We start from the raw sequence: 20,659 nt of genomic DNA, 5'->3' as shown, positions 1-20,659 counted from the left end.
ATTGGGCGGCTGCTGGACCTGGCCGGACCAGAGGAGCTCGCAGGAGGGTCAGGAGGTGGGTCGCACCGAGGCGAGCCCCATCCGGTCGAGGATCCAGGCCAGCGAGAAGGCGCGGTCGTGCCAGGACTTGTAGCGACCGGAGACCCCGCCGTGCCCGGCGCTCATCTCGGTGCGCAGCAGGATGTCCGGGTTCGCCGTCCGCTCGCGCAGCCGCGCCACCCACTTGGCCGGCTCGACGTAGAGCACGCGGGTGTCGTTGAGCGAGGTCTCCGCGAGGATCGGCGGGTAGTCCTGCGCGGTGACGTTGTCGTACGGCGCGTAGGCCGCGATCCACTCGTACGCCGCGGGGTCGGCCTCGGGATTGCCCCACTCGTCGTACTCGGTGACCGTCAGCGGGAGGGTCGCGTCGAGCATCGTGGTGAGGTTGTCGACGAACGGCACCTGGGCCACGATCCCGCCGAACAGCTCGGGGGCCTGGTTGGCGACCGCGCCCATCAGCAGCCCGCCGGCGCTGCCGCCCTCGGCGACGAGGGTCTTCGGGCTGGACCAGCCGGTGCGCACCAGGTGGCGCGCGCAGGCGATGAAGTCCGAGAAGGTGTTCTGCTTGTGCTCGAGCTTGCCCTCGTCGTACCAGCGCCGGCCCATCTCGCCGCCGCCGCGCACGTGCGCGATCGCGAACGCCGCGCCCCGGTCGAGCAGGGAGAGCCGCCCGATCGAGAAGTAGGGGTCCATCGAGGCCTCGTAGGCGCCGTAGCCGTAGAGCAGGGTCGGCACCGGGCCGGCGCCGCCGCCGACGTCCTCGCGCGCGCCGATGCGGCACACGATCGAGATCGGGATCCGCTCGCCGTCCTCGGCGGTGGCCCAGAGGCGGTGCTCCTCGTAGTCGGAGGGGTCGTAGCCGCCGAGCACCGGGGTGCGGCGCAGCAGGTGCAGCTCGCGGGTGCGCACGTCGTAGTCGTAGACCGAGGGCGGGACGGCCATCGTGGTGTAGCCGAGGCGGACCACCGGCTGGTCGAAGGAGGGGTTGGAGCCGGCGCCGACGGTGTAGACCTCCTGGTCGAAGCCGACCAGGTAGTCCTCGCCCAGCCCGTTGCCCAGCCCGTTGCCCAGCCCGTCCGCGGCCTGCTCGTCGAGCTCCACGATGCGCAGCTGGGTGAGCCCGCCGCTGCGCTGGTGCACGACCAGGTGGCCGGCGAACGCGTCGACGCCCTCGAGGCGGACCGCCGGGTCGTGGGGGATGAGCGGGCGCCACTGCTCCGGCGCGGTGGGGGCGACCGGTGCCAGGGCGACCTCGAAGTCCGGCCCGGTGCCGTTGTGGTGGACCAGGAAGACCTCCTCGCCGGCGATCCGGGCGGGCTCCAGGGAGTACTCCAGGTCCTCGCGGCGCTCGGCGAAGACTTGCCAGGTCGCGCCGGGGTCGCTGGTGTCGAGGTAGTGGTACTCGCTGGTGGTCTTCGAGCCGAGCGCGATCATCAGGAACCGCGCGTCGCGGCTGCGTCCGATGCCGGTCCAGAACCGGCCGTCGGGCTCGTGCAGCACCAGCTCGTCGTCGGCCTGGTCGGTGCCGAGGCGGTGGCGCCAGATCTTGTCCGGGCGCCAGCTCTCGTCGACGGTGGAGTAGAAGGTGTCCACGCCGTTGGGGTGCCAGGTGACGTTGCCGAGCACGCCGGTCAGCTCGTCGGGGAGCAGCTCGCCGGTGGTGAGGTCCTTGAAGCGCACCGTGTAGCGCTCGTCGCCGGCGGTGTCGACCGACCAGGCCAGCAGCCGGTCGTCGAGGCTGACCGCGGAGCCGCCCAGGGAGAAGAAGTCGTGGCCCTCGGCCAGCTCGTTGAGGTCCAGCAGGACCTCCTCGCCGGGCAGCGCGGGCTGGTCGGGGGCGCAGTCCTCGGCCGGTCGCGGCGGGGTCCAGTCCTGCTCGTCGCGCACCGGGACGCGGCAGCTCGCGCCGTACTCCTTGCCCTCGAAGGAGCGCCCGTAGTACCAGTAGCCGCGGTTGCGGGTGGGCACCGAGAGGTCGGTCTCGAGGGTGCGCGAGCGGATCTCCTCGAAGATCGAGCCGCGCAGCCCCTCGAGGTGGGCGGTGCGCTGCTCGGTCCAGGCGTTCTCGGCCTCGAGGTGCGCGAGCGCCTCGGGGGACTCCTTGTCGCGCAGCCACTCGTAGTCGTCGACGCGGGTGTGCCCGTGGATCTCGCGGGTGACGGGGCGGCGGGGGGCGAGGGGCGGCTGCGTGAGCTGCTCCGCGGCCGGGGAGACGGAGGCGGAGCCGGGGCTGTCGGGCATGCCCGCGACGATAGCGTCGCCCCATGACCAGACCGACCGTGGACCTCAACGCCGACCTCGGGGAGGAGGTCACCGACGACGCCGCGCTGCTGGCGGTGGTGACGAGCGCGAACGTCGCCTGCGGCTACCACGCCGGCTCCGCGGCGATCATGCGCGCGGTGTGCGAGGAGGCGGCGCGCCGCGGGGTGACGGTGGGCGCCCAGGTCTCCTACGACGACCGCGAGAACTTCGGCCGGGTGGCGCGCGACGTCCCCGCGGCGGTCCTGCGCGAGCAGGTCGCCGACCAGGTGGGCACGCTGGCGGAGATCGCCGCGGCCGCCGGCACCGCGGTGCGCTACGTCAAGCCGCACGGTGCGCTCTACCACCGCGTGATCGACGACGCCGATCAGGCCGGCGCGGTCCTGGCGGGGTCGGGGGACCTCCCGGTGCTGGGGATGGCGGGCCTGTTCCTGGACGGCGCCCGCGCCGCCGGTCGCCGGGTGCTCCACGAGGGCTTCCCCGATCGGGGGTACGGCGCGGACGGGCGGCTGCTCGCGCGCGGGCTGCCCGGCGCGCTCCTCGAGGACGCCGCCGCGATCGCCGCCCAGGCGGTGCGCCTGGCGCCGCGGGTCGACTCGGTCTGCGTGCACGGCGACAGCCTCGGCGCGGTCGCCCACGCGCGCGCCGTACGACGGGCGCTGGAGGAGTCCGGGCACACGGTCGGGTCGTGGTGGCCCGGGGACCGGGCGGCCGGCGTCGGCGGCTCCTGACGGGTGCGTCCGAGCGGGCGCCGGAGCGCGGCGACGGATCGCGGGCGAAGCCTCCCGGGCGGACATGTGAGGATATATGATCTGCACCTCACCGACCTTCGAGGAGTTCCGATGTCCAGCATCGTCGTGACCGGCAGCACCAAGGGGGTCGGCAACGCGCTGGCGCGCGAGTTCCTGCGCCGCGGCCACTCCGTCGTCGTGACCGGGCGGGGCGCCGCCGCGGTCGAGGAGGCCGTCGGCAAGCTCACCCCCGACGCTGCCGGCGGGGCACGCGTCGTGGGCCGCGCCACCGACGTCACCGACCCCGACGAGGTCCAGGCCCTGTGGGACCACGCGGTCGCCGAGCTCGGCCGCGTCGACGTGTGGGTCAACAACGCCGGCGTCGCGAACACCACCGCCGCCATCGTCGACACCGCCGCGTCCGACGTGCGCGCGATGGTGAGCACCAACATGCTCGGCACGATCTTCGGCTCGCAGGTCGCGGTCCGTGGCATGACCGCGCAGGGCGGGGGCCAGCTGTTCAACGTCCTCGGCGGGGGCAGCGACGGCAAGATCCGACCGAACATGGGCGTCTACGCCGCCACCAAGCGCGGCCTCGACATGCTCACCCGCGCGCTGGTCAAGGAGACCAAGGACACCGCGGTCCGCGTCGGGCAGGTCCGCCCGGGGATGCTCATCACGGAGGGCTGGCTGCGGGAGGCCGCCGTGGCCCCCGAGCAGGTCGCCAGCCAGCGCAAGATCCTCAACATCCTGTGCGACCACGTCGACGACGTCGCGCCGTACCTGGTGGAGAGGATGCTCGCCAGCACCCGCTCCGGCGACGAGATCGCCTGGCTCACCAACGCCCGGATGATGCGGAAGTTCATGTCGCCCAAGCAGGACGTGCTCGCCCGCTACGGCCTGTAGGTCGCGGACCGGCCGCCTGGGCCAGACTGGGGCCATGCGCATCCGGGAGGTCGGCGAGCACGCGTTCCTCGTCGAGGTGGACGACGCGGGCAGCGCCCTGGCCCTCGCGGCCTGGGCGCGTACGACGGGGGTCGAGGCGACCGACGTCGTGCCCGGCGCGGGCACCGTGCTCTTCGACGGGGTGGCCGCGGACCTCGCGGAGCGCCTCGCCGGCTGGCCGGGCCCGTCCGAGGCGGCGCCCGGCGGGCTGGTCGAGCTGCCGGTGACGTGGGACGGCGAGGACCTCGACTGGGTCGCGCGCCGCTGGGGGACCGACCCCGACGGGGCGGTCGACCGGCTGTGCGGGATCGAGCTGGTCTCGGCGTTCTGCGGGTTCGCGCCGGGCTTCGCCTACCTCACCGGGCTGCCCGCGGAGCTCGCCGTACCCCGTCTGGAGACCCCGCGGGCGCAGGTGCCGGCCGGTTCGGTCGCGCTGGCCGACGCCTGGTGCGGGGTCTACCCCTCCGCCTCGCCCGGCGGCTGGCGGCTGCTGGGACGCACCGACGCGCCGCTGTGGGACGTCGACCGGGAGGAGCCCGCGCTGCTCGCGCCCGGCACCCGGGTGCGGTTCGCGCGCGGATGAGCACCGGCGAGCTGCGCGTCCTGCGCGCCGGCGTCCTCACCACCGTGCAGGACCTCGGCCGCCCCGGCCTGGCCCACCTCGGGGTGCCCCGCTCCGGTGCCCTCGACGCCCCGGCCGCGGCGCTGGCGAACCGGCTCGTCGGCAACCGCCCCGACGCCGCGGTGCTCGAGGTGACCCTCGGCGGGCTGGAGGTCGTCACGAGCGTGGGGCGCTGGGTCGCGGTCACCGGAGCCCCGGCCCCGCTGCACGTCGGCGGCACCGCCCGGGGCCTGGCACGGGCCACCTGGCTGGCGCCGGGCGAGCGGCTGCGCCTCGGCGCGCCTCCGGCCGGCGTCCGCTCCTACCTCGCCGTCGGCGGCGGCGTCGCGGCGCCGCCGGTGCTCGGGTCCCGCTCGACCGACGTCCTCGCCGGCGTCGGCCCGCCCCCGGTCCGCGACGGCGCCGTGCTGCCGCTCGGTGCGCCGAGCGGGCCGCCGGCCGCCCTCGACACGCCGCGCCCGCCGGTCCCCGGACCGTTGCGGCTGCTGCCCGGCCCGCGCGCGGACTGGTTCGCCGCGGACGCGCTGGAGCGCCTGCGCGACACGTCGTACGTCGTGCTGCCGGCGTCGAACCGGGTGGGCCTGCGCCTGGACGGCCCGCCGCTGCCGCGGGTGCGGCACGAGGAGCTGCCCAGCGAGGGGATGGTGCTCGGCGCGGTGCAGGTGCCCCCGGACGGGCGCCCGGTCGTCTTCCTCGCCGACCACCCGCCGACCGGCGGCTACCCCGTCGTCGGGGTGGTGGCCCGGGAGGACCTGTGGCAGTGCGCGCAGCTGCGTCCCGGGGACCGGGTGCGCTTCGCGATCAGTCCTGCCGGCTGAGCGGCTCGGCCGGGTCGGGCGGGTCGTCCGGGTCGGGCGGGTCGTCCGGGTCCTCCTCGCGCAACGGCGTCGTCCACGGGCTGAGCGCCGGGTCGTCGACGGGGAAGGAGCGCACCGGTCCCGCGGGCGTCTCCGCGGTCTCGAAGCGGACCGTCACCACCCCGCGCCCGGAGCCCCAGACCCAGCCGCGCCCCCTCTCGGCGTGCACCACGTCCATGCCCGGCGACCAGGTCCCGCGCGAGTGCCGCGGCACCTCGACGTCGGCCAGCGCGGCGAGCTCGGCGTCCTCGGCGCCGCCGTCCTCGCCGGTCTCGCCGAACAGGTCCTCCTGCACCCAGTCCGCGAGCCCGGAGACGCCCACCCCCAGCAGCCGCACGCCGCCGGAGAGGTCGGTGGTGGAGATCAGCTCGCCCAGCAGGGCGCGGGCCATCCGCCCGATCATCGAGGCCTGGTCGGTGGGGGAGGCCAGCGTGGTGGAGCGGTTGACGGTGGTGAAGTCGTGCAGGCGGACCTTGATCGTGACGGTGCGCCCCGACATCCCCGCCTTGCGCAGCCGCGCCGCGACCTCGCCGGCCTGCCGGGTGAGCAGCCCCTCCAGCAGCCGCCGCTCGGTCAGGTCGGTCTCGTAGGTGCCCTCGACGCTGACCGACTTCGCCTCGCGCTCGGGCACCACCGGGCGCTCGTCGATGGCGCGGGCGAGCTGGTGCAGCCCGTGGCCCTGGGAGCGGCCGACGAGCTGGACCAGCTCGTCGAGGTCGACGCCCTCGAGGTCGGCGACGGTGTGGACCCCGCCCCGGCGCAGCCGCTCGACCGTCGCCGGGCCGACCCCGGGGATCACGCTCACGCGCATGGGGCGCAGCAGGTCGCGCTCGGTGCCGGGCTCGACGAGCACCAGCCCGTCGGGCTTGTCGAGGTCGCTGGCCACCTTGGCGATGAACTTGGAGGTCCCGATGCCGACCGACGCGGTCAGCCCGCCGGTGGCGGCGGTGACCCTCGCGCGCAGGTCCTCGGCGAAGGCACGCACGGTCGCGACCTCGAGGTCGGGCAGGTCGGCCTGCTCGAGGTCGACGAACGCCTCGTCGAAGGAGAGCGGCTCGACCAGCGGGCTGACCTCGCGCAGCAGCCGCATCACCGTCGTGCTGCTCTCGCGGTAGGCGTGGAAGCGCCCGCCCAGGAACGCCGCGTGCGGGCAGCGCGCCCGGGCCTCGCGCGTCGACATCGCCGAGCGCACGCCGTAGCGCCGCGCCTCGTAGGAGGCCGTCGAGACCACGCCCCGGCCGCCGACCCCGCCCACGACCACCGGCTTGCCGCGCAGCGAGGGCTTGTCGCGCTGCTCGACCGAGGCGAAGAACGCATCGAGGTCGAGGTGGAGCACGGAGGCGTGGGCGCGCATCGCGGCACGGTACCTCCCGGCGCCGACACCGGCCGGTGCCGGTCGGCGGGGCTGGCGGGGACGGGTGACGCGGGCCGCTCCGGGCCGTTCGGGGTGCACAGGGCACCCGTCGTACCGCTTCCTCCCCAGGCGGGAAGCGCCGGGCCGCGGGTCGTCGGGGCGGGCGGGGAGCGTCGCCCCATGAACCCGCCTCCCACCCCGCCTCCCACGCCGCCCGGGCCGCTCCGGATCACCGCACGCCGTCCCGACGACCTGCTCGCCGTCGTGCCCGTCGTGCTGGGCTTCCACCCAGCGGAGTCCGTGGTGCTGCTGACCTTCGGCGCCCGGCGCCAGTTCCACGCCCGCATCGACCTGCCCCGCACCCCGGCCGAGATCGCCGCCACCGTGGAGGCGCTGCTCGCCCCGTCGGTGCGCGAGGAGGCGCGGGCGGTTGCCTTCGTGCTGTACGCCGGCGCGCGCACCGCCGGCACCGCCCGGTGGACCTCGCGGGCGCTGGTCCGCGGCTTCGAGCTGGCCGGCATCCGGGTCGTCGACGCGATCCGGGCCGACGGCGAGCGCTGGTTCTCGCTGCTGCCCGCCCGCGGCGGTGCCCCGCCACGCGGCGTGCCCTACGACCTCACGGCACACCCGATCAGCGCCCAGGCGGTCTTCGAGGGGCGCGCCGTGCTCGCCTCGCGCACCGCGGTCGCGGACACGCTGCGCCCCGACGAGGCGGCCGCCGCCCGCGTCGCCGAGGCGGCACGGCGGGTCCGGGCCGCCGACCACGACGAGGTGGCCGCCGCGGTCGCGGCCCGGCTGCGTGGGGGCGGGTGGAGCGAGGAGGTCCTCGCCTCGGTCCTGCTCGGAATCCGCAGGCCCGCGGTGCGCGACGCCGCCTGGTCCTCGATGCGCCGCTCCGAGTCCGTCGAGCACGTGCGCACCTGGACCGACGCCGTACGCCGCGCGCCGGCCCCGCTGTGCGCGGGCGCCGCGGCCGTGCTGGCCTACGCGGCCTGGCTCGCCGGGGACGGCGCGCTCGCCTGGTGCGCGGTCGACAGGTGTCGCGAGCACGACCCCGGCAACAGCCTGGCCCGGCTGGTCTCCGACCTGCTCGAGCGCGCCGTCCCGCCCGCCGCGCTCGGCGAGGTGCCCTGAGCGCCGGGTGGACTCGAAGGCCGGGTTGCTGGGTACTGCGCGTCCATGCCGACGACCACGCCCCCGACCGCACGCTTCGGCGCACCCGCCTAGGACTCGCCATGGGAGAGGAGGTCGAGGCACAGGAGTTCACCCGGAGCGACCGGACCCGCTACCGCGAGAAGGTCCGGCGCAACCTGGACGTGTTCGCGCGGATGCTGCGCGAGGCCCGGTTCGACACCGACGACCCGATGACGGGCCTGGAGGTCGAGCTCAACCTGGTCGACAAGGCCGGCGACCCCGCGATGTGCAACGCCGAGGTGCTCGCCGAGATCGCCGACGAGGACTTCCAGACCGAGCTGGGGCAGTTCAACGTCGAGATCAACCTGGCCCCGGCCCGGCTGCGCGAGGGCGGCCTGAGCGCCTTCGAGGACAACCTGCGGCGCAGTCTCAACGACGCCGAGCAGAAGTCGGCGCGGGTGGGGGCCCAGCTGGTGATGGTCGGGATCCTGCCGACCCTCGACGAGGGGCACATGGCGCGCTCGACCCTCAGCGGCAACCCGCGCTACCGGCTGCTCAGCGAGCAGATCCTCAACGCTCGCGGCGAGGACATCTCGATCGCGATCACCGGGCCGGAACGGCTGCGGACCACGACCGACTCGATCGTGCCCGAGGCGGCCTGCACCAGCACCCAGCTGCACGTGCAGACCTCGCCCGACCAGTTCGCGGCGTACTGGAACGCCTCCCAGGTGATCTCCTCGATCCAGCTCGCGCTGGGCGCCAACTCGCCGTACCTGCTGGGCAAGGAGCTGTGGCGCGAGACCCGGATTCCGCTCTTCGAGCAGGCCACCGACACCCGCAGCGCCGAGCTGGAGGCCCAGGGCGTGCGCCCCCGGGTCTGGTTCGGCGAGCGGTGGATCACCTCGGTCTTCGACCTCTTCGAGGAGAACGTCCGCTACTTCCCGGCCCTGCTGCCGGTCCTCGACGAGCACGAGGACCCGCTCACCGTGCTCGAGGCCGGCGGCACCCCCTCGCTGGCCGAGCTGAAGCTGCACAACGGCACCATCTACCGCTGGAACCGCCCGGTCTACGACATCGCGCACGGGGTCCCGCACCTGCGCGTGGAGAACCGGGTGCTCGCCGCCGGGCCGACCGTCGCCGACACGATGGCCAACGCGGCGTTCTACTTCGGCCTGGTCCGGTTCCTGGCCGAGCACGAGCGGCCGCTGTGGTCACAGATGTCCTTCAGCGCCGCCGAGGAGAACTTCCACGTCGCCGCGCGCGACGGCATCGAGGCGCTGGTCTACTGGCCCGGGGTCGGGCAGGTCCGGGCCACCGAGCTCGTGCTGCGCCGGCTGCTGCCGCAGGCACGCGCCGGCCTGGACGCCTGGGGCGTGCCGGGGGAGGAGTCGGACCGGCTGCTCGGCATCATCGAGCAGCGCTGCCTGACCGGCACCAACGGCGCCGAGTGGTTCGTGGGCCGGATGCGCGCGCGGGACGGGGAGGACCGCTTCGACGCGCTGCGCGCGACGCTGCTGGAGTACCGCGACCGGATGCACACCAACGAGCCGGTGCACACCTGGGACTGAGCGGTGCCACCCCCGTCAGCGTGGGCGCAGGCGCACCCAGCGCTGGGACAGCCCGCTGCGCGGGTCGCGCCATCCCTGCCGGGTCACGACGACCATCGTGAGCGCGGCCCCGCGCTCGGCGTGCGCGGCCCACGCCGCGGCGAGCCAGGCGGCGTCCAGGTCCTGCAGGTCGAGGTCGCCGGGCCGGGTCAGCCAGACGAGCGGTGCGGGGTGCTGCTCCGGGGCGCCGCGGTGGTGCCTGGCCAGCATCGCGGCGACGACGTCGGTGCGCAGCGAGTGGTCGCCGACCTCGCGCACCGCCACGACGCCCTCGCGCCCGCCGGGGCGGCCCACGTGCAGGAGCGCGGGGTGCGTCCGACGGTGCTCGCTGCTGACGTGGTCGAGCACCGCGCGCCGCAGCACCCGACCCAGCACGGCGGGCACGGGGGCCTGCAGGCCCGCCTCCGAGCGAGGTGCGAGCGGCTCCTGCGACATGCCCGGAGCCTGCCGCAGGACGCCCCGGCTCGCCGGGTGGTCTCCACAGGTGTCAGGGGCGCAGTTGTTCGATAGCGTGTGCCCGCGGCGGCTGGTCGCACGGACTTTCAGGAGGGGCGATGGGGACCATCGTGGTCGGGTACGTGCCGAAGCCGGAGGGCGAGGCGGCACTCGCGAAGGCGATCGAGGAGGCCGGCCTCCGAGGGTCCCGACTCGTGGTCGTGAACTCCCACCGCGGGGGCAACGAGTTCGACACCGCCACCGCTCGGCGCACCGAGGAGGAGATGGCGGCCATCAAGGACCGCCTCGACGCCGCCGGCATCGAGCACGAGATCCGCCAGCTCGTCCGCGGCTTCGAGCCCGCCGACGACCTGATCAGCATCGCGGAGGCCAGCTCGGCCGAGCTGATCGTGATCGGCCTGCGCCGGCGTTCCCCGGTCGGCAAGCTGATCCTGGGCAGCAACGCCCAGCGCGTCCTGCTCGACGCGCACTGCCCCGTGATGGCCGTGAAGGCCGCGGCCCCCTGAACGTCGACGAGCGGGCAACGAGTGGTCGTGGACGCGATGCTTGAGCCTGCCCTGGAAGCAGTCGTGGCCGACGTCCGCGCCACCGGCGCCCCCGAGCCGCGTGTCGAGCCCTCGCAGTGGACCGGCGACCCCGCGCTGCCCGCAGCGATGCTCTGGAGCCCGGACGGCAGCGGCGTCGGGATCTTCGTGCGCGCGGGCGACAGCCCTGCGGCGCGGGTGGCCCATGCCGCCGAGCAGGTGCAGGAGTGGGTGCTCGAGGAGCGTCCCCCCGGCGCACCCGGCTGGCCCCCGTGCCCGGTCCACGACGCCGACCACGCGCTGAGCGCCGCCGTGGTCGACAGCACCGCCCAGTGGGTGTGCGCCAGCGACCGGGTGGTCGTCGCGCCGATCGGCGCCCTCGGCGCACCGGACGGTGGCTGAGCCGCACCGGCTGCGCTCGACCCGGGTACGGTTTGCGTCCCGCCGCCGTACCCGGAGGAGACGCCCATGTCCCACCTGCCCGCCCGCGCGGTCATCGCACTGGTCCCGGTCCTGGCCCTGCTCGCCGGCTGCGGCGCCGACGACTCCTCGGCCGGTGGGGACAACGCCACGCTGCGGATCAGCGCGATCCCGGACCAGGACCCTGCAGAGCTGACCGCCCGCGAGGAGGCCCTCGCGGAGTACCTGTCCTCCGCCCTCGACGTCGAGGTCGAGTACGTCCCCGTCACCGACTACGCCGCCTCGGTCAGCCTGTTCCGGGCCGGCGATCTCGACACCGTGTTCTACGGCGGGCTGACCGGGGTCCAGGCCCGGCTCCAGACGCCCGGCGCCACCCTGCTCGCACAGCGCGACATCGACGCGGAGTTCCGCTCGGTGTTCATCGCCAACGCCGACACCGGGATCGAGCCGTTCGACGACGTCGCCGGCCTCACGGCCTTCGAGGACACCCGCTTCACCTTCGGCAGCGAGTCCTCGACCTCGGGGCGGCTGATGCCGGAGTACTTCCTCCGGGAGGCCGGCGTGGACAGCGGGAGCGAGCTCTCCGGACGCCCCGGCTACTCGGGGTCCCACGACGCCACCATCGACCTGGTCGAGGCGGGGTCCTACGAGGGCGGCGCGCTCAACGTGCAGGTGTGGGAGGCGCGCACCGCCGCCGGCACCGTGGACACCGACAAGGTCGTCGAGGTGTTCACGACCCCGCCGTACAGCGACTACCACTGGCTGGGCGGGCCCGACCTCGAGGACCGCTTCGGCGCGGGGTTCACCGAGGAGCTGCGCACGGCGCTGCTGGAGCTCGACGGCTCGACGCCGGAGGAGCAGGCCGTGCTGGAGCGGTACGGCGCCGGCAAGCTGATCCCGACCGATGCCGACAGCTACGAGCGGATCGAGGAGATCGGCCGCACGCTCGGGCTCGTGTCCTGATGTCCGCCGGGCCCGGCTCCGAGGGCGCGGCGGTGGTCGCGCTGCGCGGGGTGGACGTGTCCTACGCGGGGTCCGCCGGGGGCCCGGCGCTGCAGGGCGTCGACCTCGTGGTGCGTGCCGGTGAGCGGGTGGCGCTGGTCGGCCCCAGCGGGGCGGGCAAGTCGACCCTGCTGCGGCTGTGCACCGGCGCGGTCCGTCCCGACCGCGGGGAGGTCGAGGTGCTGGGCCGGTCGCTGTCGGGGCTGGGGGCCGCCGAGCTCGCCGCCGTACGCCGCCGGATCGGCACCATCCACCAGCGGCTCCACCTCGTGGGCCGCCTGCGGGTGGTGCACAACGTCAACGCCGGGCGCCTGGGGCGCTGGAGCACGTGGGAGGCGCTGTCCTCGCTGGTGCGCCCCCGCGAGACGCAGGCCGCGCGCGCCGCCCTGAGCCGCACCGGCATCGCCGACAAGCTGATGGCGCGCACCGACGAGCTGTCCGGCGGCGAGCAGCAGCGGGTCGCGCTGGCCCGGGTGCTCGTGCAGGACCCCGACCTGGTGCTGGCCGACGAGCCCGTCTCCAGCCTCGACCCGGCCCGCGCCGACGAGGTGCTGCGGCTGCTGTGCGAGACCGTGGCGACCCCCTCACGGGCGCTGGTGGTGAGCCTGCACGACTTCGACCTGGCGGTGCGCCGCTGCGACCGGGTCGTCGGCCTGCGCGAGGGCCGCGTGGTCTTCGACCGGCCCGCAGCCGAGGCCGGGGAGCTGCGCGAGGCGCTGTACCTCCTCGAGCGCGGATGACCGACCTGCCCCGGATCGCCTCCCTGGAGGCGACCGGTCCGGCGGTGGCCCGGGCGCGGGGCTGGCGGGGACGGGTCCGCCCGCGTGCCGCGGGCCGGGTCTGGCTGGTCGTGTGGGTGGTGGCCCTGGCGTGGTCGCTCTCCAGCTTCCTGGGGGAGGACCACCGGGTGCTCAACACCGCCGGGTGGGGCGCGTTCACCGAGTTCTGGGCGGCCGCCGCCCGACCCGACCTCTCCGCGGACCTGCTGCGCGCCACCGTCGAGGCGGCGGCGACGACGCTGGCCTTCGGGGTGCTCGGGACGCTGCTGTCGGTGCTCGTCGGGATCGTGGTGGCGCCGTTCATGAGCCAGACCTGGTGGGCCCCCGCCACGGCGTCGGGGCCGTCGCGACTGCTGCGCGCCGGCGGGCTGCTCCTCTCGCGGGCCGCCGTCGCGCTGCCGCGCGGCGTGCACGAGGCGGTGTGGGGACTGCTCCTGGTCAGCGTCCTCGGCCGCGACCCGCTGGTCGGGGTGCTGGCCATCGCGATCCCGTTCGGCGCGATCACCGCGAAGGTCTACTCCGAGCTGCTCGACGAGGCCGACCGGGCGCCGTACGAGCTGTTGCGCGAGGCGGGCGCCGGGCGGGTCACGGCGCTGGCCTACGGACTGCTTCCGTCGTTGCTGCCGGGCGCCACGTCGTACGCCTTCTACCGCTTCGAGTGCTCGATCCGCTCCGCGGTCATCCTGGGCATGATCGGGGCCGGGGGACTGGGGCTGCAGCTCACGCTCGCCTTCCAGGGCCTGCAGTACGCCCAGGTGTGGACCGCGATCTACGCCCTGCTCGTCCTCGGCGCGCTCATCGACCGGTGGGGCGCGCACCTGCGACGCGGCCGGGCGCGCGGGCGGTGGGCGGTCTCGGGGGTGCTCCTCGCGGTGCTGGTCGCCGGGTCGGTGTGGCACCTCGCCCCGGACCTGGAGCGGTGGTTCTCGGGGCGCACGCTGGAGCTGCTCTCGCGGCTGCTGGACGACCTGGTGCCGCCGAGCCTGCCGGCCGGCGGCTGGTCGGAGCTGGTGGCGGCCTCGGTGGAGACGCTGCAGATGTCGGTGGTCGCGATCAGCCTGGCGGCGGTCGCGGGGCTGCTGGTCGCCACGGTCGCCGCGCGCGGCGGGACCTCGCCGCCGCGCCGGGTGCTCGGCTGGGCGGCGCGCCAGCTGCTGCTGCTCACGCGGGCGGTGCCGCCCCCGGTCTGGGCGCTGCTGGTGCTCTTCGTGGTCTTCCCCGGGCCGCTTCCGGGCGCGATCGCCCTCGGCGTCTACACCTTCGGCATCCTGGGGCGGCTCTTCGCCGAGGTCGTCGAGGACCTCGACCAGGGACCACGCGAGGTGCTGGCCGAGCTGGGGGCGCCGCCGCTGGCCTCCTTCGCCTACGCCGTGGTGCCCGCGGCGGTGGGCCGGCTGCTGGCCTACAGCCTCTACCGCTGGGAGGTCACCGCCCGCGAGACCGTCATCGTCGGCGTGGTCGGGGCCGGCGGGCTGGGCCGGCTGCTCGAGCAGCAGCGCGCCGGCTTCGACTACCCCGCGATGACCACCACCGTGCTCGCCCTCGTCGCCGTCTGCCTCCTCGTCGACCTGCTCAGCCTCGCCGTCCGCGCCACTACCCGCTGACCCCCCGACTCGGCGAGCTAGCCGGGTTGGGGGGACTGGGGCTCGGGGGAGCGGACCTCGCCGTGGCGGGCGAGGGAGACGGCGCCGGCGACCGCGAGGGCGAAGCCGAGCACGGCGGCGGTGCCCCAGCCGGGCCGGGTCTGGTCGCCGAGGAGCAGCAGGCCGACCAGCGCCGGGGCCACGGTCTCCCCGACGACGAGGGGCGCGGTCGCCTGGGTGACGCTGCCGCGCTGGAGGGCGACGGAGTAGGTCAGGATCGCCACCGCCCCCGCCACCACCAGGGCGTACGTCGCGGGGCTGGCCAGCAGCGTGTCCACCCCGCCCGCCACGTGGCGCGGCGAGAGGTCGCCGGGCAGCATCCGCGAGGCCACCGCGGTGGCGCCGTAGGAGAGTCCGGCCACCGCGCCCAGGGCGGTGGCGCCCGCGGCCCCGCCCAGTCGCGCGAGCGGTACGGCGAGGACCGCGAGCAGCACCGCGGCCACGAGCACGCCCCACTGCTCGGCGTCGCTCACGTCGACGCTGCTGTCCTCGGTGGCGGACAGGCCGACCAGCACGAGGCCGGCCACGACGACGGCGAGCCCGATCCGGTCGCGCCGGCCGAGCGGCATCCGCAGGAACACCGCGCCGAGGACCGCCGTGATCGCCAGGAAGCTGGCCACCACGGACTGCACGACGAAGAGCGGCAGCGTGCGGACCGCGACCAGGCTCAGCAGGAACCCGAGCCCGTCCAACCCCACGCCCAGGACGTAGACCCAGGAGCGCAGCAGCCGCACGACGAGCCGGGGATCGAGGCCCGCTGCGGGCTTCTCGCGCCGGGTGGCGACAGCCTCGAGGACCGAGCTCACGCCGTAGCAGAGCGCGGCACCTGCGGCGGCCAGCAGCCCGAGGAGCATCGACTCACGCTAGCCGACCCGTGCCCCACCGGACCCCGAGCCGATCCGACGCAGCCCCGCCCGGCACCAGGGTCGTGCACACTGGCCCGATGGGGCGCGACCGCCCGCAGGACCGCACCCGGTCGTGGAGCGACGTGCTCGACGGCTGCTTCTTCGCGCTGTCGGCGGTCCTCGGAGTCTGGTTCGCCTACGTGCTGCTGCGCGACGGAGTCCGGCCCGGCTGGCCCACGCTGCTGCTGCTCGTGTTCTGGCTGTTCTTCAGCTACCTGGTGCTGCCGCGGCTGCACCGGATCCTCACCTCGATCTACCTCCCCGGCTACTTCGTGGGCCGCACCCGCACCAGCGACGGGCTGCTCGGCGACCCCGTCAACGTCGGGTTCCTCGGCGACGAGGGCCAGGTCCACGGCGCGATGACCCGGGCCGGCTGGACGCTGGCCGACGAGCTCGACCTCCGCTCGGCCGTCGGGATCGTCCGCAGCGTGCTGCGCGGGCGCAGCTATGCCGGCGCCCCGGTGAGCCCGCTGCACCTCTTCGACCGCGCCCAGGACTTCGCCTACGAGCAGGAGGTGGCCGGCAGCCCGAGCCGCCGACACCACATCCGGTTCTGGCGCTGCCCGGACGGCTGGCTGCTGCCCGGGGGCTTCCGTGCCGACTGGCTAGCCGCCGCGACCTACGACCGCGGGGTCGGGTTCTCGCTGTTCACCCTGCAGATCACCCACCGCATCGAGGAGGACATCGACGTGGAGCGCGACTTCGTCGTCGCCGGGGTGTGCGCGGCGGTGCCGGGCGCGCAGGTGGGGGTGATCGAGAACTTCTCCTCCGGCTACCACCACCGCAACGGCGGCGGTGACCGGATCCGCACGGACGGCGACCTGCCGATCGTGGACGTCCGCGGCGACCCCCGCGCCGGCGCGTCCCCCGTGGCGGTCGAGCCCGAGGCGCGGGAGCCACGCGTGCCGCAGGCGGTCCTGCTGGGCAGCGGGGTCGCGCTCGCCCGCGCCGCGACGTACGGCGTGGGCGCGCTGGTCGACGCCGTGCGCGACTCCGCGACGCCGCTGATCCTGGCGATCATGGTCCTCGCCGTGGTCGAGGCCTCCCTGGCCCTCGCCGTGCTGGCCGCGCGCAACTGGGCCCGGCTGCTGCTCGTCGCGGGCTGCTCGGTGACCGGGGTGACCGCGATGCTGGTCTCCGTCCTGGGCCACCACCGCCCCGTCGGGCTGGCCGAGCTCCTCGCCACGGGCGGCAGCATCCTGGTGCTGCTGGCGCTGTCCAGCCAGGAGGCGCGGGACTACGCCACCACCCGGCGGACCCGAGCAGCGCCCGAGACGCGCGCCCCCGCGAGGGCGGAGCCGTCGCCATGACCGGAGCCACCCGCCGCCTCCGCCGCGCCCCGCTCCTCCTCGGGGCCTGTGCGGGCGTCCTCTACGCCAACTTCGTGCTCGACTGGCTGCGGCGCGGCCCGGCGACGCTCGGGCACATGGTGAGCGAGCTGGCCGCCCCAGGCGAGCCGAGCGCCTGGGTCTACCGCGGCGCGGAGGTCGGTACGGCGGCCCTGGTGCTGCCGCTCCTGCCCTCGGTGCGGGCCGCCCTGCCCGCCGGCCCCGCGCGCGAGGTCGTCGCGGGCGGTGCCGCGGTCTTCGCCGTCGGGGCGGCGGTGGCGGGTCTCGTCCCGACCCCGTGCGGGCCGCGGCCGGTGCACGAGGAGGTGGACACGCGCCCGCGGAGCAGCCTGCACGACGGCGCCAGCGCGGTCTCCGACAGCGGGCTCTACGTCGCCGAGGCCGCGGCCTGGCTGAGCACCCGGCGCCACGGTCCCCGCTGGTTCCACCGGGGCACCGGTGCGGCCCTCGTCGTCGGGACGGCCAGCAGCCTGGTCTTCGCACGGGCCCGCCCCTCGGGCCGGCTGCGCGGGGTCACCGGCGTCGCCCAGCGGGTGAACGTCCTCGCCATCAGCGCCTGGCTCGGCTGCCTCGGGCTGCTCGCTGCCCGGGCCCCGGGGGAGCACGACGCCGTCCGGGGCGCCCGCGCGGACGCTCGCGTACCGTGATCTGCATCACTTCCGCAGCGGGAGGTTCGGGATGACCCAGACGACGGAGCGCCCCACCGAGCGACGCCTGCACCTCCACCTGCCGGCCGACGACCGGTGGCCGGACCGGTTCGCCGGCGTCCTGCTCCTCTTCGCCGCGCTCACGACGGTGGTCACGCTGGTCGGGCCGTGGCGTCGCTTCTTCGCCCACTCCGAGGACCCCGTCTCGCTGCTCACCATCCCCGTGGTCCCGAGCCTCGTCTACGCGGCCCTGCTCTTCGTCACGGCCATCGCGCTGCGCCGCCGGCTGCGCGCGGCGTGGTGGGTGGTGGTCGTGTGGTGGCTCGGCATCCCCGAGCTCGGCCGGGTCGCGCTGATCGCCGACCGCGAGCACGTCGTCCTCAGCACGATCGGCCTGGTGCTGGTGGCCGCGGCGCTCGTCCTGGCCTTCCGCGTCCGGCACCACTTCGTCGCCCGGCGGGTCCCGGGCAGCCTCCCGGCCGCGTGCGCGGTCTTCGTCCTCGGCGGGCTGCTCATGGTGCTCGGGGGTGCCGCGCTGGTCGGGACGTTCGGCCGCTCCCCGGGCTACGGCGACTCGGTGGTCTACGTGGTCGACGCGATGCTCCTCGACCTCGGCCGGATCGGCTTCGGCTCCGCGGCCGAGGCCCCGTGGTGGGTGCGGTTGGTCATCGCGCTGCTCGGCGCGGCCGTGGTCCTCGGCACCGCCGTCCTGCTGTTCCGGGCGCCCCGCGACACCCGCACCCTGGAGGTCGCCGACGAGGCGCGGGTGCGGACGATGCTGCGCGACTTCGGCGAGCACGACTCCCTCGGCTACTTCGCCACCCGGCGCGACAAGTCCGTGGTCTGGGACACCGGCGAGGCCGGGACCGCGCGCGCCGGGATCTCCTACCGCGCCGTCGGCTCGATCAGCCTCGCCAGCGGCAACCCGGTCGGCGACCCGGCGTACTGGCCGCAGGCCATCGAGCGCTGGCGCGAGGAGGCCCGGGCCAACGGCTGGTCCGTGGCGGTCATGGGTGCCGGGCACGAGGGCGCACTCGTCTACGCCGACGCCGGCCTCAGCATGCTCGACATCGGCGACGAGGCGGTCGTCGACATGGGCAGCTTCTCCCTCAACGGTCCCGGCATGAAGGGCGTGCGGCAGCCGGTCTCGCGCCTGCAGCGGCGCGGCTACACGACCAGGGTGCGCCGCCACGCGACCCTCGCCGCCGCCGACTTCGCCGCGCTCGGCGACGCGGCCAGGTCCTGGCGGGGCGACGGCGGGGACGAACGGGGCTTCTCGATGGCGCTCGGGCGGCTCGCGGACCCTCTCGACGGCGAGTGCATGCTCGTCGAGGCCCACGACGCCGACGGTCGGCTGCGCGGCTTCCTCAGCTTCGTTCCCTGGGGCCGCAACGGGCTCTCCCTGGACCTGATGCGGCGCGACCCGGCGGCCGACAACGGGCTGGTCGAGCTGATGATCGCCAGCCTCGCCGCCGAGTCCGCGACGTACGGCATCGGACCGGTCTCGCTCAACTTCGCGATGTTCCGCGAGGCCTTCGAGCGCGGGGCGGAGATCGGCGCGGGCCCGGTCGCGCGACTGTGGCGCCAGAGCCTGCTGCTGGCCAGCCGGACCTGGCAGCTGGAGTCGCTCTACCGCTCCAACGCCAAGTACCTGCCCGAGTGGCAGCCGCGCTTCCTCGGCTACGAGTACGCCTCCGACCTGCCGCGGGTCGGCACGGCGGCGGGCAGCGCCGAGGGGTTCCTCACCACGCCGTCGGTCGCGCGCCTGTGGCGCCGCGCGGACGCCCCCGCGCACCCCGGCGGGCTGGAGACCGGCACCCGGGACCACGCGGAGGCCGTCCTGGCGCTCATCCCGCCGGCCCCCGACGTGGTGGCCGAGGCGGTCTCGGCGGAGCACCTCCCCGAGCAGATGCGCGTACGCCGCGAGAAGGTCGACCGGCTGCGGGCCGACGGGATCGACCCCTACCCGGTGGCCGCGCCGCGCACCCACACCCTCGCCGAGGTCGCGGGACTGGTGGCGGACGACCTGCCGCCGGACTCCGAGACCGGGCTGACGGTCTCGGTCGTCGGCCGGGTCCTGCTCAAGCGCGACATGGGGCACCTCGGCTTCGCGACGCTGCGCGACGGCAGCGGGGACCTGCAGGTGATGGTCGACGCCCAGCACCTCGCCGCCGAGCAGCTGTCGTTCTGGGAGCACACGATCGACCTCGGCGACCAGGTCGGCGTCACCGGCGAGGTGGTCACCACCCACCGCGGCGAGCTCTCGGTGCGGGCCACCTCGGTGCTGCTCACCAGCAAGGCGCTGCGGCCGCTGCCGGACAAGCACAAGGGGCTCACCGACCCCGACGCCCGGGTGCGGATGCGCTACGTCGACCTGATCGTGCGGCCCGAGGCGCGCACCATCGCCTACCAGCGCGCCACCGTGGTCCGCAGCATCCGTGACTCCCTGCAGGCCCGCGGGTTCACCGAGGTGGAGACCCCGATCCTGCAGACCGTCCACGGCGGCGCGAACGCGCGGCCCTTCGAGACCCACATCAACGCCTACGACCTGGACCTCTACCTGCGCATCGCCACCGAGCTGCACCTCAAGCGGCTGGTGGTGGGCGGCATGGAGAAGGTCTTCGAGGTCGGCCGGCAGTTCCGCAACGAGGGCGCCGACTTCAAGCACAACCCGGAGTTCACCTCGCTGGAGGTCTATGAGACCTACGGCGACTACGACACCATGCGGGTGCTCACCCAGGAGCTGATCCAGGAGGCGGCCACCGCGGTCTACGGATCCCCGGTCGCGCGCCGGGCCGGCCCCGACGGCCGCGTCGTGGAGCACGACCTGTCGGGGCAGTGGCCGGTCAAGACGATCTGCCAGGCGGTCTCCGAGGCGCTCGGCGAGGAGGTCACCCCGGACACCCCGGTGAGCACCCTGCGCCGCCACGCCGAGCGGGTCGGCATCGAGCTGGACCTCGACCCGTCGTGGGGCGTCGTCCTGGAGGACCTGTACGACGAGCTCTGCGAGGGCCAGACCACGACGCCGGTGTTCTACACCGACTTCCCCAAGGAGAACGCCCCGCTGACCCGGCCGCACCGCCGCGACCCGCGGCTGACGGAGAAGTGGGACCTGGTGATCTTCGGCGCCGAGCAGGGCACGGCGTACTCCGAGCTGATCGACCCGGTCGACCAGCGCGAGCGCCTGGTCGCCCAGTCGCTGCTCGCGGCCGCCGGCGACCCGGAGGCGATGCAGGTCGACGAGGACTTCCTGGAGGCCCTGGAGTACGGCATGCCGCCGACCGGCGGGATGGGGCTGGGGGTGGACCGGCTGGTCATGAACCTCACCGGTCTCAGCATCCGCGACACCATCCTGTTCCCGCTGGTCAAGCCCCGGCACTGAGCGC

At 75.1% G+C, this 20,659-nt stretch carries 18 protein-coding genes; 14 read left to right on the top strand and 4 right to left on the bottom strand.

The window, feature by feature from the left end:
- Nucleotides 1-48: 48 nt before the first annotated feature.
- Nucleotides 49-2,280 (bottom strand): S9 family peptidase, encoded by a 2,232-nt coding sequence (locus HOQ23_RS00835; RefSeq protein ID WP_172210953.1) that lies wholly within the window; start codon nucleotides 2,278-2,280, stop codon nucleotides 49-51.
- A 23-nt stretch (nucleotides 2,281-2,303) separates the two neighbouring features.
- Here HOQ23_RS00835 and HOQ23_RS00830 point away from each other — a divergent pair, with 23 nt between their 5' ends.
- From HOQ23_RS00830 to HOQ23_RS00815, 4 genes are all read left to right on the top strand, one after another.
- Nucleotides 2,304-3,029, top strand: coding sequence for a 5-oxoprolinase subunit PxpA (locus tag HOQ23_RS00830; protein ID WP_172210951.1), 726 nt, complete (start codon nucleotides 2,304-2,306; stop codon nucleotides 3,027-3,029).
- 111 nt (nucleotides 3,030-3,140) lie between these two features.
- Nucleotides 3,141-3,935, top strand: coding sequence for an SDR family oxidoreductase (locus tag HOQ23_RS00825; protein ID WP_172210949.1), 795 nt, complete (start codon nucleotides 3,141-3,143; stop codon nucleotides 3,933-3,935).
- Between the two features lie 34 nt (nucleotides 3,936-3,969).
- The gene (locus HOQ23_RS00820) at nucleotides 3,970-4,557 is read left to right on the top strand and encodes an allophanate hydrolase subunit 1 (RefSeq protein WP_172210947.1); all 588 of its coding nucleotides are present in this window, start codon (nucleotides 3,970-3,972) and stop codon (nucleotides 4,555-4,557) included.
- Complete coding sequence (locus tag HOQ23_RS00815) at nucleotides 4,554-5,414, top strand: biotin-dependent carboxyltransferase family protein (protein ID WP_172210944.1); 861 nt, start codon at nucleotides 4,554-4,556, stop codon at nucleotides 5,412-5,414. The genes HOQ23_RS00820 and HOQ23_RS00815 overlap by 4 nt, the downstream gene beginning before the upstream one ends.
- Here the strand turns inward: HOQ23_RS00815 and HOQ23_RS00810 are convergent.
- Nucleotides 5,398-6,807 (bottom strand): DNA polymerase IV, encoded by a 1,410-nt coding sequence (locus HOQ23_RS00810; RefSeq protein WP_172210942.1) that lies wholly within the window; start codon nucleotides 6,805-6,807, stop codon nucleotides 5,398-5,400. The two genes, HOQ23_RS00815 and HOQ23_RS00810, sit on opposite strands and share 17 nt — an antisense overlap.
- 180 nt (nucleotides 6,808-6,987) lie before the next feature.
- Here HOQ23_RS00810 and HOQ23_RS00805 point away from each other — a divergent pair, with 180 nt between their 5' ends.
- Nucleotides 6,988-7,941: a DUF4192 domain-containing protein gene (locus HOQ23_RS00805; RefSeq protein ID WP_172210940.1), complete on the top strand. Its 954-nt coding sequence runs from the start codon at nucleotides 6,988-6,990 to the stop codon at nucleotides 7,939-7,941.
- A gap of 101 nt (nucleotides 7,942-8,042) precedes the next feature.
- A complete protein-coding gene (locus tag HOQ23_RS00800) occupies nucleotides 8,043-9,509 on the top strand; it encodes a glutamate--cysteine ligase (protein ID WP_172210938.1) in 1,467 nt (488 codons plus the stop codon).
- Between the two features lie 15 nt (nucleotides 9,510-9,524).
- On the opposite strand, the gene HOQ23_RS00795 is transcribed toward HOQ23_RS00800, so the two are convergent.
- Nucleotides 9,525-9,983: a hypothetical protein gene (locus tag HOQ23_RS00795; protein WP_253945029.1), complete on the bottom strand. Its 459-nt coding sequence runs from the start codon at nucleotides 9,981-9,983 to the stop codon at nucleotides 9,525-9,527.
- A gap of 119 nt (nucleotides 9,984-10,102) precedes the next feature.
- Here HOQ23_RS00795 and HOQ23_RS00790 point away from each other — a divergent pair, with 119 nt between their 5' ends.
- The 5 genes from HOQ23_RS00790 to HOQ23_RS00770 all read left to right on the top strand — a co-directional run bounded on the left by HOQ23_RS00790 (nucleotide 10,103) and on the right by HOQ23_RS00770 (nucleotide 14,333).
- Nucleotides 10,103-10,510 carry a universal stress protein gene (locus tag HOQ23_RS00790; protein WP_172210936.1) on the top strand — a complete coding sequence of 136 codons (408 nt, stop codon included), beginning with the start codon at nucleotides 10,103-10,105 and terminating at the stop codon, nucleotides 10,508-10,510.
- 27 nt (nucleotides 10,511-10,537) lie between these two features.
- Nucleotides 10,538-10,930 carry a hypothetical protein gene (locus tag HOQ23_RS00785; protein ID WP_172210934.1) on the top strand — a complete coding sequence of 131 codons (393 nt, stop codon included), beginning with the start codon at nucleotides 10,538-10,540 and terminating at the stop codon, nucleotides 10,928-10,930.
- Nucleotides 10,931-10,996: 66 nt separating this feature from the next.
- The gene (locus HOQ23_RS00780) at nucleotides 10,997-11,911 is read left to right on the top strand and encodes a putative selenate ABC transporter substrate-binding protein (protein WP_172210932.1); all 915 of its coding nucleotides are present in this window, start codon (nucleotides 10,997-10,999) and stop codon (nucleotides 11,909-11,911) included.
- Complete coding sequence (locus HOQ23_RS00775; protein ID WP_172210930.1) at nucleotides 11,911-12,690, top strand: phosphonate ABC transporter ATP-binding protein; 780 nt, start codon at nucleotides 11,911-11,913, stop codon at nucleotides 12,688-12,690. The genes HOQ23_RS00780 and HOQ23_RS00775 overlap by 1 nt, the downstream gene beginning before the upstream one ends.
- Nucleotides 12,687-14,333 (top strand): ABC transporter permease, encoded by a 1,647-nt coding sequence (locus tag HOQ23_RS00770; RefSeq protein WP_172210928.1) that lies wholly within the window; start codon nucleotides 12,687-12,689, stop codon nucleotides 14,331-14,333. The genes HOQ23_RS00775 and HOQ23_RS00770 overlap by 4 nt, the downstream gene beginning before the upstream one ends.
- A 17-nt stretch (nucleotides 14,334-14,350) precedes the next feature.
- Here HOQ23_RS00770 and HOQ23_RS00765 read toward each other — a convergent pair whose 3' ends face one another.
- Complete coding sequence (locus HOQ23_RS00765) at nucleotides 14,351-15,226, bottom strand: hypothetical protein (protein WP_172210926.1); 876 nt, start codon at nucleotides 15,224-15,226, stop codon at nucleotides 14,351-14,353.
- 89 nt (nucleotides 15,227-15,315) lie between these two features.
- On the opposite strand from HOQ23_RS00765, the gene HOQ23_RS00760 reads away from it, so the two are divergent.
- The 3 genes from HOQ23_RS00760 to lysX are packed head-to-tail and all read left to right on the top strand — an operon-like array spanning nucleotide 15,316 to nucleotide 20,655.
- On the top strand, nucleotides 15,316-16,587 hold the full coding sequence (locus HOQ23_RS00760) for an LssY C-terminal domain-containing protein (RefSeq protein ID WP_172210923.1): 1,272 nt from the start codon (nucleotides 15,316-15,318) through the stop codon (nucleotides 16,585-16,587).
- Nucleotides 16,584-17,273 carry a DUF998 domain-containing protein gene (locus tag HOQ23_RS00755; protein ID WP_172210921.1) on the top strand — a complete coding sequence of 230 codons (690 nt, stop codon included), beginning with the start codon at nucleotides 16,584-16,586 and terminating at the stop codon, nucleotides 17,271-17,273. The genes HOQ23_RS00760 and HOQ23_RS00755 overlap by 4 nt, the downstream gene beginning before the upstream one ends.
- 31 nt (nucleotides 17,274-17,304) lie before the next feature.
- Nucleotides 17,305-20,655 carry a bifunctional lysylphosphatidylglycerol synthetase/lysine--tRNA ligase LysX gene (gene lysX, locus HOQ23_RS00750; RefSeq protein ID WP_172210919.1) on the top strand — a complete coding sequence of 1,117 codons (3,351 nt, stop codon included), beginning with the start codon at nucleotides 17,305-17,307 and terminating at the stop codon, nucleotides 20,653-20,655.
- Nucleotides 20,656-20,659 lie beyond the last annotated feature (4 nt).

The organism is Nocardioides sp. zg-DK7169 (genome assembly GCF_013155365.1).
Classification (GTDB): domain Bacteria; phylum Actinomycetota; class Actinomycetes; order Propionibacteriales; family Nocardioidaceae; genus Nocardioides.
This window is presented reverse-complemented; position numbering and strand designations above follow the sequence as displayed.

What these genes read in the sequence shown, in the direction of transcription:
- lysX (WP_172210919.1), top strand. Translation starts at nt 17,305, where the DNA reads ATGACCCAGACGACGGAGCGCCCCACCGAGCGACGCCTGCACCTCCAC.
- HOQ23_RS00790 (WP_172210936.1), top strand. Translation starts at nt 10,103, where the DNA reads ATGGGGACCATCGTGGTCGGGTACGTGCCGAAGCCGGAGGGCGAGGCG.
- HOQ23_RS00825 (WP_172210949.1), top strand. Translation starts at nt 3,141, where the DNA reads ATGTCCAGCATCGTCGTGACCGGCAGCACCAAGGGGGTCGGCAACGCG.
- HOQ23_RS00770 (WP_172210928.1), top strand. Translation starts at nt 12,687, where the DNA reads ATGACCGACCTGCCCCGGATCGCCTCCCTGGAGGCGACCGGTCCGGCG.
- HOQ23_RS00795 (WP_253945029.1), bottom strand. Translation starts at nt 9,983, where the DNA reads ATGTCGCAGGAGCCGCTCGCACCTCGCTCGGAGGCGGGCCTGCAGGCC.
- HOQ23_RS00800 (WP_172210938.1), top strand. Translation starts at nt 8,043, where the DNA reads ATGGGAGAGGAGGTCGAGGCACAGGAGTTCACCCGGAGCGACCGGACC.
- HOQ23_RS00805 (WP_172210940.1), top strand. Translation starts at nt 6,988, where the DNA reads ATGAACCCGCCTCCCACCCCGCCTCCCACGCCGCCCGGGCCGCTCCGG.
- HOQ23_RS00835 (WP_172210953.1), bottom strand. Translation starts at nt 2,280, where the DNA reads ATGCCCGACAGCCCCGGCTCCGCCTCCGTCTCCCCGGCCGCGGAGCAG.
- HOQ23_RS00830 (WP_172210951.1), top strand. Translation starts at nt 2,304, where the DNA reads ATGACCAGACCGACCGTGGACCTCAACGCCGACCTCGGGGAGGAGGTC.
- HOQ23_RS00755 (WP_172210921.1), top strand. Translation starts at nt 16,584, where the DNA reads ATGACCGGAGCCACCCGCCGCCTCCGCCGCGCCCCGCTCCTCCTCGGG.
- HOQ23_RS00810 (WP_172210942.1), bottom strand. Translation starts at nt 6,807, where the DNA reads ATGCGCGCCCACGCCTCCGTGCTCCACCTCGACCTCGATGCGTTCTTC.
- HOQ23_RS00760 (WP_172210923.1), top strand. Translation starts at nt 15,316, where the DNA reads ATGGGGCGCGACCGCCCGCAGGACCGCACCCGGTCGTGGAGCGACGTG.
- HOQ23_RS00780 (WP_172210932.1), top strand. Translation starts at nt 10,997, where the DNA reads ATGTCCCACCTGCCCGCCCGCGCGGTCATCGCACTGGTCCCGGTCCTG.
- HOQ23_RS00820 (WP_172210947.1), top strand. Translation starts at nt 3,970, where the DNA reads ATGCGCATCCGGGAGGTCGGCGAGCACGCGTTCCTCGTCGAGGTGGAC.
- HOQ23_RS00775 (WP_172210930.1), top strand. Translation starts at nt 11,911, where the DNA reads ATGTCCGCCGGGCCCGGCTCCGAGGGCGCGGCGGTGGTCGCGCTGCGC.
- HOQ23_RS00815 (WP_172210944.1), top strand. Translation starts at nt 4,554, where the DNA reads ATGAGCACCGGCGAGCTGCGCGTCCTGCGCGCCGGCGTCCTCACCACC.
- HOQ23_RS00765 (WP_172210926.1), bottom strand. Translation starts at nt 15,226, where the DNA reads ATGCTCCTCGGGCTGCTGGCCGCCGCAGGTGCCGCGCTCTGCTACGGC.